This is a genomic window from Streptomyces sp. BR1, assembly GCF_052373795.1.
GTDB lineage: Bacteria > Actinomycetota > Actinomycetes > Streptomycetales > Streptomycetaceae > Streptomyces.
On sequence record NZ_CM126252.1, the window covers coordinates 2,411,512 to 2,427,250 of the forward strand.

At 71.6% G+C, this 15,739-nt stretch carries 16 protein-coding genes and 1 pseudogene; 6 read left to right on the forward strand and 11 right to left on the reverse strand.

What is annotated here, in order from left to right; translation table 11 throughout:
• Nucleotides 1-12 precede the first annotated feature (12 nt).
• Nucleotides 13-756: a hypothetical protein gene (locus ACT1U9_RS10140; RefSeq protein WP_444538015.1), complete on the reverse strand. Its 744-nt coding sequence runs from the start codon at nt 754-756 to the stop codon at nt 13-15.
• Nucleotides 757-969: 213 nt separating this feature from the next.
• On the opposite strand from ACT1U9_RS10140, the gene ACT1U9_RS10145 reads away from it, so the two are divergent.
• Genes ACT1U9_RS10145 through ACT1U9_RS10155 form a run of 3 tightly spaced genes read left to right on the forward strand, consistent with a single transcriptional unit; the run spans nt 970 to nt 3,998 of the window.
• Entirely contained in the window at nt 970-2,250 is a 1,281-nt protein-coding gene (locus ACT1U9_RS10145; protein ID WP_444538016.1) for a magnesium transporter MgtE N-terminal domain-containing protein, read from the forward strand.
• Entirely contained in the window at nt 2,243-2,824 is a 582-nt protein-coding gene (locus ACT1U9_RS10150; RefSeq protein ID WP_444538017.1) for a DUF1003 domain-containing protein, read from the forward strand. Before ACT1U9_RS10145 ends, ACT1U9_RS10150 begins: the two co-directional genes overlap by 8 nt.
• A 40-nt stretch (nt 2,825-2,864) precedes the next feature.
• Nucleotides 2,865-3,998 (forward strand): Mrp/NBP35 family ATP-binding protein, encoded by a 1,134-nt coding sequence (locus ACT1U9_RS10155; protein ID WP_444538018.1) that lies wholly within the window; start codon nt 2,865-2,867, stop codon nt 3,996-3,998.
• A 146-nt stretch (nt 3,999-4,144) separates the two neighbouring features.
• Here the strand turns inward: ACT1U9_RS10155 and ACT1U9_RS10160 are convergent, their stop codons facing one another.
• From ACT1U9_RS10160 to sigE, 5 genes are all read right to left on the reverse strand, one after another.
• On the reverse strand, nt 4,145-4,822 hold the full coding sequence (locus ACT1U9_RS10160) for a hypothetical protein (RefSeq protein WP_444538019.1): 678 nt from the start codon (nt 4,820-4,822) through the stop codon (nt 4,145-4,147).
• A gap of 174 nt (nt 4,823-4,996) precedes the next feature.
• Entirely contained in the window at nt 4,997-5,446 is a 450-nt protein-coding gene (locus ACT1U9_RS10165) for a sec-independent translocase (protein ID WP_444538020.1), read from the reverse strand.
• Between the two features lie 167 nt (nt 5,447-5,613).
• Nucleotides 5,614-7,329 carry a trypsin-like peptidase domain-containing protein gene (locus ACT1U9_RS10170; protein ID WP_444538021.1) on the reverse strand — a complete coding sequence of 572 codons (1,716 nt, stop codon included), beginning with the start codon at nt 7,327-7,329 and terminating at the stop codon, nt 5,614-5,616.
• A gap of 162 nt (nt 7,330-7,491) precedes the next feature.
• Nucleotides 7,492-8,403 carry an anti-sigma factor family protein gene (locus ACT1U9_RS10175; protein ID WP_444538022.1) on the reverse strand — a complete coding sequence of 304 codons (912 nt, stop codon included), beginning with the start codon at nt 8,401-8,403 and terminating at the stop codon, nt 7,492-7,494.
• Nucleotides 8,400-9,176 carry an RNA polymerase sigma factor SigE gene (sigE, locus tag ACT1U9_RS10180; RefSeq protein ID WP_444538023.1) on the reverse strand — a complete coding sequence of 259 codons (777 nt, stop codon included), beginning with the start codon at nt 9,174-9,176 and terminating at the stop codon, nt 8,400-8,402. The genes ACT1U9_RS10175 and sigE overlap by 4 nt, the downstream gene beginning before the upstream one ends.
• 120 nt (nt 9,177-9,296) lie before the next feature.
• Here sigE and ACT1U9_RS10185 point away from each other — a divergent pair, with 120 nt between their 5' ends.
• Nucleotides 9,297-10,034, forward strand: a complete 738-nt coding sequence (locus ACT1U9_RS10185) for an O-methyltransferase (protein ID WP_444538024.1) — start codon at nt 9,297-9,299, stop codon at nt 10,032-10,034.
• Nucleotides 10,035-10,226: 192 nt separating this feature from the next.
• Here ACT1U9_RS10185 and ACT1U9_RS10190 read toward each other — a convergent pair whose 3' ends face one another.
• Nucleotides 10,227-10,394, reverse strand: coding sequence for a DUF3117 domain-containing protein (locus tag ACT1U9_RS10190; RefSeq protein ID WP_009997451.1), 168 nt, complete (start codon nt 10,392-10,394; stop codon nt 10,227-10,229).
• 309 nt (nt 10,395-10,703) lie between these two features.
• Between ACT1U9_RS10190 and ACT1U9_RS10195 the strand changes: the two genes are divergently transcribed.
• A complete protein-coding gene (locus tag ACT1U9_RS10195; protein ID WP_444538025.1) occupies nt 10,704-11,504 on the forward strand; it encodes an enoyl-CoA hydratase/isomerase family protein in 801 nt (266 codons plus the stop codon).
• 77 nt (nt 11,505-11,581) lie between these two features.
• On the opposite strand, the gene ACT1U9_RS10200 is transcribed toward ACT1U9_RS10195, so the two are convergent.
• Both ACT1U9_RS10200 and ACT1U9_RS10205 read right to left on the reverse strand, forming a co-directional pair.
• Nucleotides 11,582-12,169, reverse strand: a complete 588-nt coding sequence (locus ACT1U9_RS10200; RefSeq protein WP_444538026.1) for a DNA-3-methyladenine glycosylase I — start codon at nt 12,167-12,169, stop codon at nt 11,582-11,584.
• A 23-nt stretch (nt 12,170-12,192) separates the two neighbouring features.
• Nucleotides 12,193-12,543 (reverse strand): annotated as a pseudogene (locus tag ACT1U9_RS10205) (DivIVA domain-containing protein); the annotation flags it as partial.
• 52 nt (nt 12,544-12,595) lie between these two features.
• On the opposite strand from ACT1U9_RS10205, the gene folP reads away from it, so the two are divergent.
• Nucleotides 12,596-13,456, forward strand: a complete 861-nt coding sequence (gene folP / locus ACT1U9_RS10210; RefSeq protein ID WP_444538027.1) for a dihydropteroate synthase — start codon at nt 12,596-12,598, stop codon at nt 13,454-13,456.
• A 228-nt stretch (nt 13,457-13,684) separates the two neighbouring features.
• On the opposite strand, the gene ACT1U9_RS10215 is transcribed toward folP, so the two are convergent.
• Both ACT1U9_RS10215 and dapE read right to left on the reverse strand, forming a co-directional pair.
• The gene (locus ACT1U9_RS10215) at nt 13,685-14,446 is read right to left on the reverse strand and encodes a TIGR00730 family Rossman fold protein (protein WP_444538028.1); all 762 of its coding nucleotides are present in this window, start codon (nt 14,444-14,446) and stop codon (nt 13,685-13,687) included.
• A 151-nt stretch (nt 14,447-14,597) separates the two neighbouring features.
• Nucleotides 14,598-15,677, reverse strand: coding sequence for a succinyl-diaminopimelate desuccinylase (gene dapE / locus ACT1U9_RS10220; protein WP_444538029.1), 1,080 nt, complete (start codon nt 15,675-15,677; stop codon nt 14,598-14,600).
• Between the last annotated feature and the right edge of the window lie 62 nt (nt 15,678-15,739).

Here is a 15,739-nt window from a genome sequence, read left to right on the forward strand (position 1 = left end):
CGTCGGCGCGTACTACGCCTTCGGCAGCTGGCGGCCGTAGTCGACCGTGGCGTCCTTCGACGGGGGCGCGAGCGTGAAGTCCTTGTTCCAGTCGGCCAGTTCGAGCACACCCGCGCCGCCCGCGCGCTCGAAGCGCAGCGGGTACGGGGTGCCCTGGAGGGCGACGTCCAGCGTGCCGCCCTCGCCGTCCTTGCCCGCCTTCACGCGGATCGTGCGGACCTCGCCGACCTTGGAGCGGGCGCCCTTGGACAGCTCGCCCTGGAGCCCGAGCATGCCCTTGAGCAGCGCGCCCTTCTCGGTGAAGCCGCGCAGCTCCTGGTACGAGGGGTCGCCCGAGGGCACCTTGACGTACTTGTCGTCGAGCTTGCCGGCCGCCGCCGCACTGTCCGAGCCCTTGTCGTTGTGCGACCAGAACCCGGCGCTCGCCTTGAGATAGAGCTCGTCGCCGACCCGCAGCAGCGCGAACGTGCTGTTCGCCGAGGTGACCGTGCCGGTGCCGCCGGTCCCCTTCAGCCGCATATCGATCTTGTACGAGCCGCCCTTGCTCACCAGGGTGCCGCTCAGCCGCACCGCGTCGGCGCCGTCCGCCGCCGTGCGCGCCCTGCCCTCGATGTCGGTGGCGGAGAGCTTGCCGACGCCGTTGGTGCCCTCGTCCGGGTCCGAGGCGCACGCCGTGACGGCCGTGGCGAGCCCCGCGCAGAGCGCGACGGGGAGCGCGGCCCGGCGGGCACGTACGGACAGGAAGAGAGTGCTCACCGGCACACAGCCTTTCGTCGAGGCGCGCGACGTGGGCGCAAAGTCGGGGTCGGCAGACCGCACCCTACCCGGGCCGTCTACGCTGCCCAGCGGAGAGCCGTACGGACGACCCGCAAGGGCGTACCGGATGATCACCGGCTAACCTGAATCAGATATTCAAGCGCCATTTCAGGCCGCAACAGGGTCGGATCACGCCACTAGGAGGCGCTCAGCATGGCGGCAGGCGCCCCCCGGATCTTTGTCTCGCACCTGGCCGGTGTCGCCGTCTTCGACCCCAACGGCGACCAGGTGGGCCGGGTGCGCGATCTGGTCGCGATGCTCCGGGTCGGCCGCCGCCCGCCCCGGCTGCTCGGCGTGGTGGTCGAGGTGGTCGGCCGCCGGCTCATCTTCCTGCCCATGACCCGGGTCTCCGGCGTCGAGTCGGGCCAGGTCATCACGACCGGCGTGGTCAATCTGCGCCGCTTCGAACAGCGCCCCACCGAACGGCTCGTGCTCGGCGAACTCCTGGACCGCCGGGTCACCCTGGTCGAGACCGGCGAGCAGGCGACGGTCCTGGACGTGGCCATCCAGCAGCTGCCCGCCCGCCGCGACTGGGAGATCGACAAGGTCTTCGTACGCCGGGGCAAGGGCGGCGCGCTGCGGCGCAAGGGCGAGACGCTGACCGTCGAGTGGTCGGCCGTCACCGGCTTCTCGCTGGAGGAGCACGGCCAGGGCGCCGAGAACCTGCTGGCCACCTTCGAGCAGCTGCGCCCGGCCGACCTCGCCAATGTGATGCACCACCTCTCCCCCAAGCGGCGCGCGGAAGTGGCCGCCGCCCTGGACGACGACCGGCTCGCGGACGTACTCGAAGAGCTGCCGGACGACGACCAGGTGGAGATCCTCGGCAAGCTCCAGGACGAGCGCGCCGCCGACGTCCTGGAGGCGATGGACCCGGACGACGCCGCCGACCTGCTCTCCGAGCTGCCCGAGGAGGACAAGGAGCGCCTCCTCACGCTGATGCAGCCGGACGACGCGGCGGACGTGCGACGACTGCTCTCGTACGAGGAGCGCACCGCGGGCGGTCTGATGACCACCGAGCCGATCGTGCTGCGGCCGGACGCCACCGTCGCCGACGCCCTCGCGCGCGTGCGCCAGCAGGACCTCTCGCCCGCGCTCGCCGCGCAGGTGTACGTGTGCCGGCCGCCCGACGAGACGCCGACCGGCAAGTACCTGGGCACCGTGCACTTCCAACGGCTGCTGCGCGATCCGCCGTTCACGCTGGTGTCGTCGATCGTGGACAGCGATCTGCCGCCGCTGTCGCCGGACGCCTCGCTACCCGCCGTGACCAGTTTCCTGGCCGCGTACAACATGGTGGCGGCGCCGGTCGTGGACGAGAGCGGCTCGCTGCTCGGCGCGGTGACCGTCGACGACGTACTCGACCACCTGCTGCCCGACGACTGGCGCGAGACGGAATTCCACAGCACGGACGGCTCGGAGGGGGGCCCGCATGGCTGACCGTACGGACGAGCGCGAGCGCACGCGCGCGGGGGCCGGCACGAGCACGGTGGTGCGCGGCCGCGCACGGCTCGACCAGCCGCGCGCGCCCCGGCCCCGGCTGCTGCCGGAGTACGACCCGGAGGCGTTCGGCCGGTTCTCCGAGCGGATCGCCCGGTTCCTGGGGACCGGGCGGTTCATCGTCTGGATGACCCTGATCATCATCCTGTGGGTGGTCTGGAACATCTTCGCGCCGGCCGACGTGCGCTTCGACGAGTACCCGTTCATCTTCCTGACCCTGGCGCTCTCGCTCCAGGCCTCGTACGCGGCCCCGCTGATCCTGCTCGCGCAGAACCGGCAGGACGACCGCGACCGGGTCAACCTGGAGCAGGACCGCAAGCAGAACGAGCGCTCCATCGCCGACACCGAGTACCTGACCCGGGAGATCGCGGCGCTGCGGATGGGCCTGGGCGAGGTCGCCACGCGTGACTGGATCCGCTCGGAGCTGCAGGACCTGATGAAGGAGATGGAGGAGCGCCGCGTCGTATTCCCGGTGGAGCCCCCGTACGGAAGTGACGAATCCGACCGCCGTTAGGGCTTTCCGGGGGCGGGACCCGGCGCCGTACCATCTCCATATGGTTACGGATGACGCGGTGCGCGAAGCACTGGCGACGGTGAACGACCCAGAGATCCACCGCCCGATCACTGAGCTCGGCATGGTCAAGACGGTCGAGATCGGGGCGGACGGGGCGGTCGCCGTCACGGTGTATCTGACCGTCTCCGGCTGCCCGATGCGCGACACGATCACGAAGAACGTGACCGAGGCCGTCGAGCGGGTCGAGGGCGTCACGCGCGTCGACGTCACGCTCGACGTGATGAGCGACGAGCAGCGCAAGGAGCTCGCCACGTCGCTGCGCGGCGGCACGGCCGAGCGCGAGGTGCCCTTCGCCAAGCCCGGCTCGCTGACCCGCGTGTACGCGGTGGCGTCCGGCAAGGGCGGCGTCGGCAAGTCCTCGGTGACGGTGAACCTGGCCGCGGCGATGGCCGCGGACGGGCTGAAGGTCGGTGTCGTCGACGCCGACATCTACGGGCACTCGGTGCCCCGCATGCTGGGCGTGGACGGTCGTCCCACCCAGGTCGAGAACATGATCATGCCGCCGGCGGCGAACGGCGTGAAGGTCATCTCGATCGGCATGTTCACCCCGGGCAACGCCCCGGTGGTCTGGCGCGGCCCGATGCTCCACCGCGCCCTCCAGCAGTTCCTGGCCGACGTCTACTGGGGCGACCTGGACGTGCTCCTGCTCGACCTGCCGCCGGGCACGGGCGACATCGCGATCTCGGTGGCCCAGCTGGTCCCGAACGCGGAGATCCTGGTCGTCACCACCCCGCAGCAGGCGGCCGCCGAGGTCGCCGAGCGGGCCGGTTCGATCGCGGTCCAGACCCACCAGAAGATCGTCGGCGTCGTCGAGAACATGGCGGGCCTGCCCTGCCCGCACTGCGACGAGATGGTCGACGTGTTCGGCACGGGCGGCGGCGAGAAGGTCGCCGAGGGCCTGACGAAGACGACCGGCGCGAACGTGCCGGTGCTCGGCTCCATCCCGATCGACGTCCGCCTCCGCGAAGGCGGCGACGACGGCAAGCCGGTGGTCCTCTCCGACCCGGACTCCCCCGCGGGAGCCGCGCTGCGCGCGATCGCGGGCAAGCTGGGCGGCCGGGCACGGGGTCTGTCGGGGATGTCGCTGGGGATCACGCCGAGGAACAAGTTCTAGGGCTGATACGTACGAGTAAGGGGCGCTCCGCAATTGGGGGCGCCCCTTACGCATACCCGCACTCACTCCCACCTTGGGCACGGTCCCCTAGGGGCGCGGGGAACTGCGCGACAAGCCCCCACCGGCCCGCAGAGAGCCACAAACGGTCACGCGTAGCTCGTGATGTCCTTGACGACGGCAAACCCGAGCCCGTACGCGCTCATCCCGCGCCCATACGCCCCCAGATGCACCCCGTCCCCGGCGGAACCGGCGAGCACCCACCCGAACTCGGACTCCCGGTAATGGAAGGGCGTCGCGACGCCGTCGACCGGCAGCGACAGCGTGGTCCAGTCCGGCCCCGAAAGGTCATCCGCCAGCTCCCACGCCGCCTCGGTCTGCTGGTCCAGCCAGTCGCCGCGCAGGACGTGGTCCATCTGCGCGGGCCAGGTGAACGCGAGCAGCCCGGACCCGGCCAGCCAGGCCGCGGAGGAGACCGACGTGGCCTCCAGGACGCCCGTACCGTCGCCGCTGCGGCGCATCGGGTTGGCGGGGACGCTCACGACCACCGCGAACCGCTCGCGCTCGGCCGCCGAGCGGTCGGCCCCGTCGGGCCGTATCGACGGCTCGTCGCCATGGCCGGTGGACCCGTGCTGGACCGTGCCGTCGGCCGCCGTGGCCACCTGCATCAGCCAGCGCGGCCCCGTGAAGGCCTCGTCCAGGCCGTACCAGGCGAACGGCGCCCGCAGATAGCCGTCGACCGTACGCCGGGCCGCCGGCACCCCTTCTGGTGTGGACGGGGTGTCCTCGGTGGCCCCCTGTGCCGTTACCCGACTCGTCGTCTCCACTGCCCGGCCGCCTCCTCGATCCGTAGGTGTCCGGCGCGGCCCGCCCCCCTCGGGCGACCTGGCTGCCGGACTTATGGAGGATAGCCACCCCGGCCGTGGTCACCGGGAAAGACGGTGCTGACGTGGCTCAGATTGACGCCCCGTACGGAAGCAGACGGAAGCAGTGGGGGCGTGTCAGGTCGCGTCGGCGTCGAACGGGGGGCGCTCGCCCGGGTCCAGCTTCGTGCGCTTCTTGAGGAGGTCGGGCGTCGCGGAGGAGCCGCCCGACGAGCCGTTGGCGGCCGTGGTGGGCACGCTCTCGCGGCCGTGCACCGCGTCCGCGACCTCTTCCATGTCCTTGCGCAGGTCGAAGCTGTTGCGGATCTCCTTGAGACCCAGGTCGTCGTTGTCCATCAGCTGCTTGCGCACGAACGTCTTCGGGTTCAGGTCCTCGAACTCGAAGTCCTTGAACTCCGGGCCGAGTTCGGCACGGATGTCCGCCTTGGCGGTCTCCGAGAAGCTGCGGATCTTGCGGATGAACCCGGTGACGTCCTGGATCAGCTTGGGCAGCTTGTCCGGGCCGAAGATGAGCACGGCGAGGATCACCAGGGTGACGAGCTCCATGGGCCCTATGTCGTTGAACACCTGCTGCTCCTCGTGGCTCTGCTCCCGGGTCCAGTCATGGACCGCTCCACGGTACCCGTCGAAACTGTCGAAACGGTACCTACCCGGTGACGTTTGGCCGCCGCTCGCCCCCCGGGTGACCGAGAGGTGACCAGGGGGACAAGCGGAGGACAGGCGTCAGGCGTACGTCAGGAGGTCGCCGAGCCGAGCGTGAGGGTCAGGCGCTGCTCCTGGCCGCCGCGCTTGAGGGTCAGCTCCAGCCGGTCGCCGGGGCGGTGGGCGCGGATCTTGACTATCAGCTCCTCGGCGCCGTGCACCCGCTGGCCGTCGACCTTGGTGATCACGTCCTCGGGCTTGATGCCTGCGGCGGCGCCGGGGCCGTCGGGGGTGACGGACGGCTTGCCGTCGGCGGCCTTGGCGCCGACCCGGGCCCCGTCGCCGGTGTACTTCATGTCGAGGGTCACACCGATGACCGGGTGGGTGGCCTTGCCGGTGTTGATCAGCTCCTCGGCGACCCGCTTGCCCTGGTTGATCGGTATCGCGAAGCCCAGGCCGATGGAGCCGCCCTGGCCGCCGCTGTCGCTGTTGCCGGCGGCGCGGATGGCGCTGTTGATGCCGACGACGTGGGCGCGCGAGTCGAGCAGCGGACCGCCCGAGTTGCCCGGGTTTATCGGGGCGTCGGTCTGGAGCGCGTCGACATAGCTGACGTCGCTGCCGTCGCCCTTCTCGCCGCCCGCCGTGATCGGGCGCTCCTTGGCGCTGATGATGCCCGAGGTGACGGTGTTGGAGAGGTCGAAGGGGGCGCCGATCGCCACCACCGGGTCGCCTACCTGCACGTTGTCGGAGTTCCCGAGCGGCAGCGGCTTCAGCCCGGAGACACCGGTCACCCGGACCACCGCGAGGTCGTACCCGGAGTCCCGGCCGACCACCGTGGCGCGGGCGGTCTCCCCGCCGCTGAACGTCACGCTGATGTCGCCGGACGAGCCCGCGGGCTGCACCACATGGTTGTTGGTGAGGATGTGCCCGGCGGTGTCGAGCACGAAGCCGGTGCCGGTGCCGGACTCGCTGTCCCCGCTGACATGCAGCGTGACCACGCTCGGCAGGGCGCTGGCGGCGATCCCGGCGACGCTGTCGGGCGCGCGGCCGACGGGCCCCTTGCCCGCCTGCGGCAGATTTACATGGGTGACACCGCCATTGCGCTCTATGTACGCCCCGACCCCGCCGCCGATGCCCCCGGCGACCAGCGCGAGGACGACGGCCCCGAGCACCAGGGCCCCGCGCCGCGACTTGGCCTTCTGCGGCGCCCCGGCCGAGCTCAACGGCTGCCCACCCGCACCCCAGGGGTCGTACTGCACCCACTGCGACGAGGGCGATGCCTGCGGTACGGGTGCGGGGGCCTCGGGGGGTGCGGGATACGCGGCCTGCGGCGGCACCACGGGCGCGCCGGGCGGCGTCGGCCGCTGCACCGGCGGCGCCGGCGCCCACGGCCCGGGCCCGCCGTAGGGCGGAGTCCCGTACGGATCGGGGGCGTGCAACGGCCGCACCGGCGAGGGGACTTCGGTGGCCTCGGCGACTTCGGCGACCGGGGTCGAGCCGTCGGCGGGTACGGCGGGCTGCGCCGCGGCATCGACGGGCTCGGCGGGTATCTCCGACGGCGCCTCCGGAGCGTCGTCCGGCTCGGCCGCACCGGTCTGCCCCGCCGGCGCGGGTGGGGCCAGCCGATACGCCGACTCGTCCCCGACGGGCGCGCCCTCGGCCAGCGGGTACGGCTCCGCGTCCGGCGCGGGCTCGGCCCCGACGGGCGGAGCCAGGTCGTACGTCTCCTCGGCGGCGGAACCACCCCCGCGCTGGGTGGGACGGCTCCACCATCTCGCCTTGGACCCGGTGGGCTTCCCGTCGTTCATGCTCTCCCCGCAACTGACGCGCGTGCCCCTGAGGGGCAGCCTTCCCGGGAATTCAACCAGGTTTGACGGAAGCCCGATGCGGCCGCGCCCCTTTAGGGGCGCGGGGAACTGCGCGACCAGCCCAGCACGGTCCGCAGCCAAACAACCGCACCCGCGACGCGGTCAACGCTGAGGCGCAGCCAAATGCGTAGGCGCCGAGGACGGGGTCGCCCCCGGCAGCGTGGGCAGCAGAGAGGCAGGCCGCACGGCAAGCACAGCGACGGCGGGACGTATCAGCGGCGGCAAAGACGACCCGCTCAACAACGCCGCACGGAACGCGTTCTGCGACGTGGGCTGCGACGGCACCCCATTGAGCCCCGCCAGCCCCATCGTCGCGGGCGCCGACGACTCCGGATCCGGCGCACTCGCCGCACCACCGTGCCGACGCTCGGACTCGGCCGACAGCGGCGTCCCCGAAGCGGACCCGGCCGACGGACTCTGGGCCCGCAAAGGCGTCACATTGCTCCCGGACCCCTCGCCTCGGGCCGTGGCGTCCGGCCCCGAGTCCGACGGCATCGCGCCGCCGAGGGCGATCGCGGCCAGGGACACAGCGCTCGCGGCGGCGAACGCGAACCGGCGCCCGCGCCACGGCGAGCCGGAGCGCTCCTCCGGGCGGCCCACTTCGTGGATCCGGAAGCCGCGTCCGGGCAGGTCACCGCCGAGGACGGCCGCGTGCGCCCCACCGGGCACGTACTCGAAGCCGCTCATGGGATCGCTCAGCGAGCCCGGGGTGGTGAAGACCCCCTCGGAGAAGCGCCCCCCGCCGAGTGGTCCCCGACCGTCGGCGTCACCTCCGGGACCGCCGGGCAGCCCCTGGAGCCGGGCCAGCAGCCCTTCGGAGGGCGGCGGCGGTGCGGTCTGCGCGAACACGTTCTTCAGGCGGCGCTGGGCATCGGCCTCGGCCTTGCACTTGGGACAGGTCGCCAGATGCGACAGGACCCGCTCACGGGCGTCATGGCCCAGCTCGCCGTCGACGAGGGCGGCGAGCCGGTCCCCCAGATGCTGCTCGGCGGGGGTGGGACTGGTGCCGGTCACGCGGTCCCCTCTCCGACCGCCCCCGGGGCGCCGTGCGCCACCCCCGCGAGGGCGCGCTGCTGCTCCGCGCGGGCCTCGGGCGAGCGGTGCTTGAGGGCCTTGCGCAGATGCGAGCGGCCACGGTGGATACGGCTGCGCACGGTCCCGAGCTTCACGCCGAGCGTGGCCGCGATCTCCTCGTACGACAGTCCCTCGATGTCGCACAGGACGACGGCGGCGCGGAACTCGGGCGCGAGGGTGTCCAGGGCCTGCTGGACGTCGGCGTCGAAGTGCGCGTCGTTGAAGACCTGCTGGGGGGACGGGTCGCGGCTGGGCAGCCGCTCGGCCGCGTCGTCGCCCAGCGCGTCGAAACGGATGCGCTGGCGGCGGCGGACCATGTCCAGGAAGAGGTTGGTGGTGATCCGGTGCAGCCAGCCCTCGAACGTGCCCGGCGTGTACGTCGACAGCGAGCGGAAGACGCGGACGAAGACCTCCTGGGTGAGGTCCTCGGCGTCGTGCTGGTTGCCCGTCAGGCGATAAGCGAGGCGGTAGACGCGGCCGCTGTGCGTGCTGACGATCTCCTCCCAGGTGGGAGGGGTCCACGCCGGGGAATCCGCGTCGGCGAAGGTCGCGGTGGCTGCGGAGTTGGCGGCGGTGGAACGGTCAGCGGTGTCGGTCACGGATTTCGGCTCACCCGCTGACCTGAGAAAGCGCCGGAGCACTCCTCCCCGATCCACAGGCGCAGCCGCACCTCCCCTGTCGGCTCTGGTGGTGTCCAGTGGAGCCCCTACCATAGCCACCTCGCCCGTTAGCTCCGGATAAGAATCTTTACGCGCATTTGGGACTGGGTTCGTATCCCTTGAACCGCGCTGCTTCCCGGACCGCTCGGGGACCGGGATTCCGTACTCGTCCATATGCTCCCCCCGCCCTTCTTAACGCCCGGTCCCATCTGCGGGTTCCCGGGTCCAGCGGATACAGTCACCGTTGCGCGCCAACTACGGGGACAGGAGAGGGCCATTACCGCCAACCGGCAGACGAGCTGGGCGTTCGCCGACGCCTTTGTCGCCGAGGACGACGCGCTGCGCTGGGCTCGCGAGCGGGCCCGGGAGGCAGGCCTGCGTTCGGTTTCCCCAGGGACGGGCGCCGCGCTGCGCCTGCTCGCTGCCACCGCCGACGCCAAGGCGGTCGCCGAGATCGGCACCGGAACCGGCGTCTCCGGGATCTACTTGCTGCAAGGCCTGCGGCCGGACGGCGTGCTGACGACCGTCGACCCGGAGCCGGACCGCCAGCAGTTCGCCAAGCAGGCGTTCCGCGCGGCGGGCTTCGCCGGGAACCGGGCGCGTTTCATCCCCGGGCGCGCCCTGGACGTACTGCCCCGGCTCGCGGACGGCGGATACGACCTGGTGTTCTGCGACGGCGACCGGATGGAGTCCCTGGACTGCCTAGCTGAATCGTTGCGCCTGCTGCGGCCCGGCGGAATCGTCTGCTTCGAGGGCGTCTTCGCGGACGGCCGCACGGTCGACTCGGGCGTCCAGCCCGCCGAGGTGCTGCGGCTGCGCGATCTACTGCGGACCGTACGGGAGAGCCAGGAACTCGTGGAGTCGCTGCTGCCGGTCGGCGACGGGCTGCTGTGCGCGGTGAAGCGGGGCTGAGCGCCGGGCGTTTCGCGCGGCCTGAGCGCGCGCGTGGCGCGGGTTTGAACTCTCGCGCGCGTGGCGCGGGTCCGATCGCCGCGCGCGGGGCGCCCCTGTCGGACGTACGCCCCTTGGATACGACTCCGCCCCGGGCCGGTACGTACGTACCGAGCCGGGGCGGTGAAGAGTAATCGGGTCGAGCCCGCTGAATCAGCCGACGACCTTCTTGAGCGCGTCACCGAGCGCCTCGGCCTCGTCCGGGGTCAGCTCGACGACAAGCCGACCGCCGCCTTCGAGCGGAACGCGCATGACGATGCCCCGCCCCTCCTTGGTCACCTCGAGCGGGCCGTCGCCCGTCCGCGGCTTCATGGCCGCCATGCTGTTTCCCCTTCCTGAAACCAGCTCATCGCAGCCGGCGGCCCCATGACAGGCACCGTGTTACCGGCATCGAACACATTGCTTCCAGGTCATTATCCCGCATCGCAGGACCCGATGACCAACATCGGTCGGCATCGCTTGCGCAACGCGCTCGATCAAAACCACCCAATTCGGCGATCCGCCTGCGATACTTCGCCGCCCCGGGTCGGGGTGGGGCCGTTGATTGTTTGACGCAGGTCACATGTGCGGCGCTGACGATCTCCGCCATGCTGGGCGGACACGACACCGCAACGGAGGGGATCCATCCCAATGGCCGACACCGTGCTCTACGAGGTGACCGACGGGCTCGCGACGATCACGATCAATCGTCCCGACGCCATGAACGCCATGAACACCGAGGCGAAGGTCGCCCTGCGGGACGCGGCACGCGAAGCCGGGGCGGACCCCGCCGTGCGCGCCGTGCTGCTCACCGCGACGGGCCGGGCCTTCTGCGTGGGCCAGGACCTCAAGGAGCACGTGGCCCTGCTGGCGGCCGACCGGGAGGCGGGCACCGGCTCCACGATGAGCACGGTCCGCGAGCACTACAACCCGATCCTGAAGGCGCTCACCGAGATGCCGAAGCCGGTCGTGGCCGGGGTCAACGGCGTGGCGGCGGGCGCGGGCTTCGGCTTCGTCCTCGCGGCCGACTACCGCGTGGTCGCGGACACGGCGGCCTTCAACACGTCGTTCGCGGGGGTCGCCCTGACCGCCGACTCGGGCGTCTCCTGGACGCTGCCCCGGCTGATCGGCCAGTCCCGCGCGGCCGACCTGCTGCTGTTCCCGCGCTCGATCTCCGCGCAGGAGGCGTACGAGCTGGGCATCGTGAACAAGCTGGTCCCGGCCGCGGACCTGGCGGCCGAGGCGGCCGCCGTGGCGCGCGCGTTGGCCGATGGGCCGACGCTGGCGTACGCGGCGCTGAAGGAGTCCCTGGCGTACGGGGCGGGGCACTCGCTCGCGGAGGCCCTCGACAAGGAGGACGAGCTCCAGACTCGGGCCGGCGCGTCCGAGGACCACTCGATCGCGGTTGCGGCGTTCCTCGCCAAGGAAAAGCCGAAGTACGTCGGACGCTGAGCCATTTGGGGGAGGCAGGTGCTGTTGTGGGGCGACTGCGGGCCATCGTGGGCTGGTCGCGCAGTTCCCCGCGCCCCTTATGGGGTACGGCCGCCCCTCGCCACGCACTTCTCCAAGTGGTCGTCCACCAAGCCGCACGCCTGCATCAGGGCGTATGCCGTCGTGGGGCCGATGAAGCGGAGGCCGCGCTTCTTGAGGGTCTTGGAGAGCGCTGTGGACTCGTCCGTGACGGCAGGGACGTCCGCGAGGGTGCGGGGGGCTGGGCGGGTGGCCGGGTCCGGGGCGTAGGACCAGATCAGTTCGTCGAGTTCGCCGGGCGCCCAGTCGGCCAGTACGCGCGCGTTGGCGAGGGTCGCCTCGATCTTGGCGCGGTTGCGGATGATCGATTCGTCGGTGAGCAGCCGCGCCGCGTCCTCGTCCGTGAAGACGGCCACTTTCGCGATCTTGAAGTCGGCGAACGCGCGGCGGAACCCCTCGCGGCGGCGCAGGATGGTGATCCAGGACAGGCCGGACTGGAACGCCTCCAGGCACAGGCGTTCGTAGAGGGCGTCGTCGCCGTGGACCGGACGGCCCCACTCGGTGTCGTGGTAGGCGACGTAGTCCGCCGTGGACAGCCCCCAGGGGCAGCGCAGCCGGCCGTCCGGGCCGGGGATCGCGGAGCTCACTGCTGCGGCTCCTGGTCCGTCGGGGCGGTCGCGGCGGCCAGCGCGGCCGAGAGCTCGGCGATACGGGCGTCACGCTCGGCGAGCTCCGCGCCGAGCCGGTTCAGCACGTCGTCGACGTCCGCCATCCGGTAGCCGCGAGCCGTCATCGGCAGCCGCAGGGCGTCGATGTCCGCGCGCTCGACGGGACGGCCGGCTGGCAGCGGGTCCACCAGCCGCTCGGGCGCCGCATCCGGCAGTACGGCACTGTCGTCGCCGCCGCCCACCACGGCCAGGGTGACCGCGGCGACCACCACGACCAACGCGATCAGCAAGAACCAGAACACGCGCGAAGCCTCTCCCCGGCAGCCGGAAACCGTCGGGTCCGATCGTGCCATGCGCGACTGACAGTTAAGGTCGCAGGCGACCTATACGAGGAGGAAACAGCTGATGCTGCGGCTGGGACGGCGCGAGTTCGACGCGCACGAGCCGGTGATCATGGCGATCGTCAACCGGACCCCGGACTCCTTCTACGACCAGGGTGCGACGTTCCGCGACGAGCCCGCGCTGGCCCGTGTGGAGCAGGCGGTGTCAGAGGGTGCTGCCATCATCGACATCGGCGGGGTCAAGGCGGGCCCCGGCGAGGAGGTGACGGCCGAGGAGGAGGCGCGGCGCACGGTCGGCTTCGTGGCCGAGGTGCGGCGGCGGCATCCGGACGTGGTGATCAGCGTCGACACCTGGCGGCACGATGTCGGGGAAGCGGTCTGCGAGGCGGGCGCGGACGTGCTGAACGACGCGTGGGGCGGGGTCGACCCCAAGCTGGCCGAGGTCGCGGCGCGGTACGGGGTGGGGCTCGTGTGTACGCACGCGGGCGGTGTGGAGCCTCGTACGCGGCCGCACCGGATCGCGTACGAGGACGTCATGGCGGACATCCTGCGGGTCACCGTGGGGCTGGCCGAGCGGGCCGTCGCGCTCGGCGTGCGGCGGGACGGGATCATGATCGATCCCGGTCATGACTTCGGGAAGAACACGCGGCACAGTCTTGAGGCGACGCGTCGGCTGTCGGAGATGACGGCGACCGGGTGGCCGGTCCTCGTGTCGCTCTCCAACAAGGACTTCGTCGGGGAGACGTTGGACCGGCCGGTCAAGGAGCGGGTGATCGGTACGTTGGCGACGACTGCGGTGTCGGCGTGGCTGGGGGCGCAGGTGTACCGGGTGCACGAGGTCGCCGAGACCCGTCAGGTGCTGGACATGGTGGCGTCCATCGCGGGCCACCGGGCCCCGGCGGTCGCGCGGCGCGGGCTGGCGTAGCGGGGCGGGCGGGCTGAGTTCCGGCTGCGGGCCGGTGTGCCGCTGTGCCCACCCTCCCCCAAGCTCTTAATGAGCAGGGGGACCCCCACGCCCCTAGCGGCACGCATGCCCACAGCGGCGGCGGCAGCACAAGGGGCGCGGGGAACTGCGCGACCAGCCCCCACCGGCGGCCAGCCAAAGAACCCGGCCGCCCGCCCAGGGCTTTCGGGAAGGGGCGGGGTGGGGCTCCTACCGCCCGACCTCCTTCGTCACCAACGCCACCGCCTCCTCCACGCTGTCCGTGACGTGGAAGAGGAGCAGGTCTCGCTCGGAGGCCTTGCCGCCGCCGACCACCGTGTCGCGGAGCCAGTCGATCAGGCCCGACCAGTACGCCGAGCCGAACAGCACGATCGGGAAGCGGGTCACCTTGCCGGTCTGGACGAGGGTGAGCGCCTCGAAGAGCTCGTCCAGGGTGCCGAGCCCGCCGGGCAGGACCACGAAGCCCTGCGCGTACTTCACGAACATCGTCTTGCGGACGAAGAAGTAGCGGAAGTTGACGCCGATGTCGACGTGCGGGTTGAGCCCCTGCTCGAAGGGGAGCTCGATCCCGAGCCCGACCGAGACGCCCCGCGCCTCGCGCGCACCCCGGTTCGCCGCCTCCATCGCGCCCGGCCCGCCGCCCGTGATCACCGCGAAGCCCGCGTCGACCAGCGCGTGCCCGATCCGCACGCCCGCCTCGTACTCCGGTGAGCCCACCGGCGTACGGGCGGAGCCGAAGACGCTGATGGCGCTGGGCAGTTCGGCGAGCGCGCCGAAGCCTTCCACGAACTCCGACTGGATGCGCATCACCCGCCAGGGGTCGGTGTGCACCCACTCCGAGTCGCCGCCCTCGGTATCGAGGAGGCGCTGATCGGTGGTGCCGGGCTTGACCTGGTCGCGTCGGCGGAGCACCGGCCCGAGCCGCTGCTCCAGCCGCTGCTCCGCCGGAAACTCTCCCTCGGGGTTGGCCATGCCGTGCTCCCTCCGCTGACGTCGTTGCGTCGTGCAATGGTGCGTAAAAGCGATGGTGCCTAAAGCAATGGTGCGGTCGTGCGTGGTGCCTGTGGTGCTCCCGCCAGCGTAGGACGACACAAGTGACGACGTACGCGACCAACGGTTGAATTCAGGCGGTCAGCCAGGCGTGCAGGCGCTCCTCGCACTGGGTGATGCGCTCGACCACCACATGCTCGTCCCGCTTGTGCGCGTACTGGGGGTCGCCCGGACCGTAGTTGACGGCGGGGACGCCCAGCGCGCTGAAGCGGGCGACGTCGGTCCAGCCGAACTTGGGCTGCGGGGTGCCGCCGACCGCCGCCATGAAGGCCGCCGCGGCCGGGTGCGAGAGCCCCGGCAGGGCCGCGCCCGAGTGGTCGTCGACGATGAACTCGGCGACGCCGCAGTCCGCGAACACCTCGCGTACGTGGGCGATCGCCTCCTCGTCGCTGAGGTCGGGCGCGTAGCGGTAGTTGACGGTGACCGTGCAGGCGTCGGGGATGACGTTGTTGGCGACGCCGCCCTCGATGCGTACCGCGTTCAGGCCCTCGCGGTACTCCAGGCCGTCGATCACCGGGCGGCGCGGCTCGTACGCGGCGAGCTTCGCCAGGATCGGGGCGGCCGAGTGGATCGCGTTGGACCCCATCCAGCTGCGCGCGGAGTGGGACCGCTCCCCCTCCGTACGCAGCAGGACCCGCAGCGTGCCCTGGCAGCCGCCCTCGACCTCGGCCCTGGAGGACTCAAGCAGGATCGCGAAGTCGCCCTCGATCCAGTCGGGGTGTGCGTCGGCCACATGCCCGAGACCGTTGAGGTGTGCGGAGACCTCTTCGTTGTCGTAGAAGACGAAGGTGAGGTCCCGGTTGGGCTCGGGGACGGTCGCCGCGATGCGCAACTGCACCGCCACACCGGACTTCATGTCCGAGGTGCCGCAGCCCCACAGCACGCCCTTCTCGTCGAGCCGCGACGGCACGTTGTCGGCGATCGGGACGGTGTCGATGTGCCCGGCCAGGACGACCCGTTCGGCACGGCCCAGGTTGGTGCGCGCCACCACGTTGTTGCCGTGCCGGTCGACGGTGAGGTGCGGCAGCGTCCGCAGGGCCGCCTCGATCGCGTCCGCGAGCGGCTTCTCCGTCCCGCTCACCGACGGGAAGTCGACGAGCCACGCGGTGAGCGCGGGGCCGTCAAGGGTCAGGTCAAGGGAGGTGTCAGCCATGGCTCCGACCCTAGCGCGCCCCCACCCGGCCCCGACCGGACTGTCCGAAGTGCGAGCGCCAC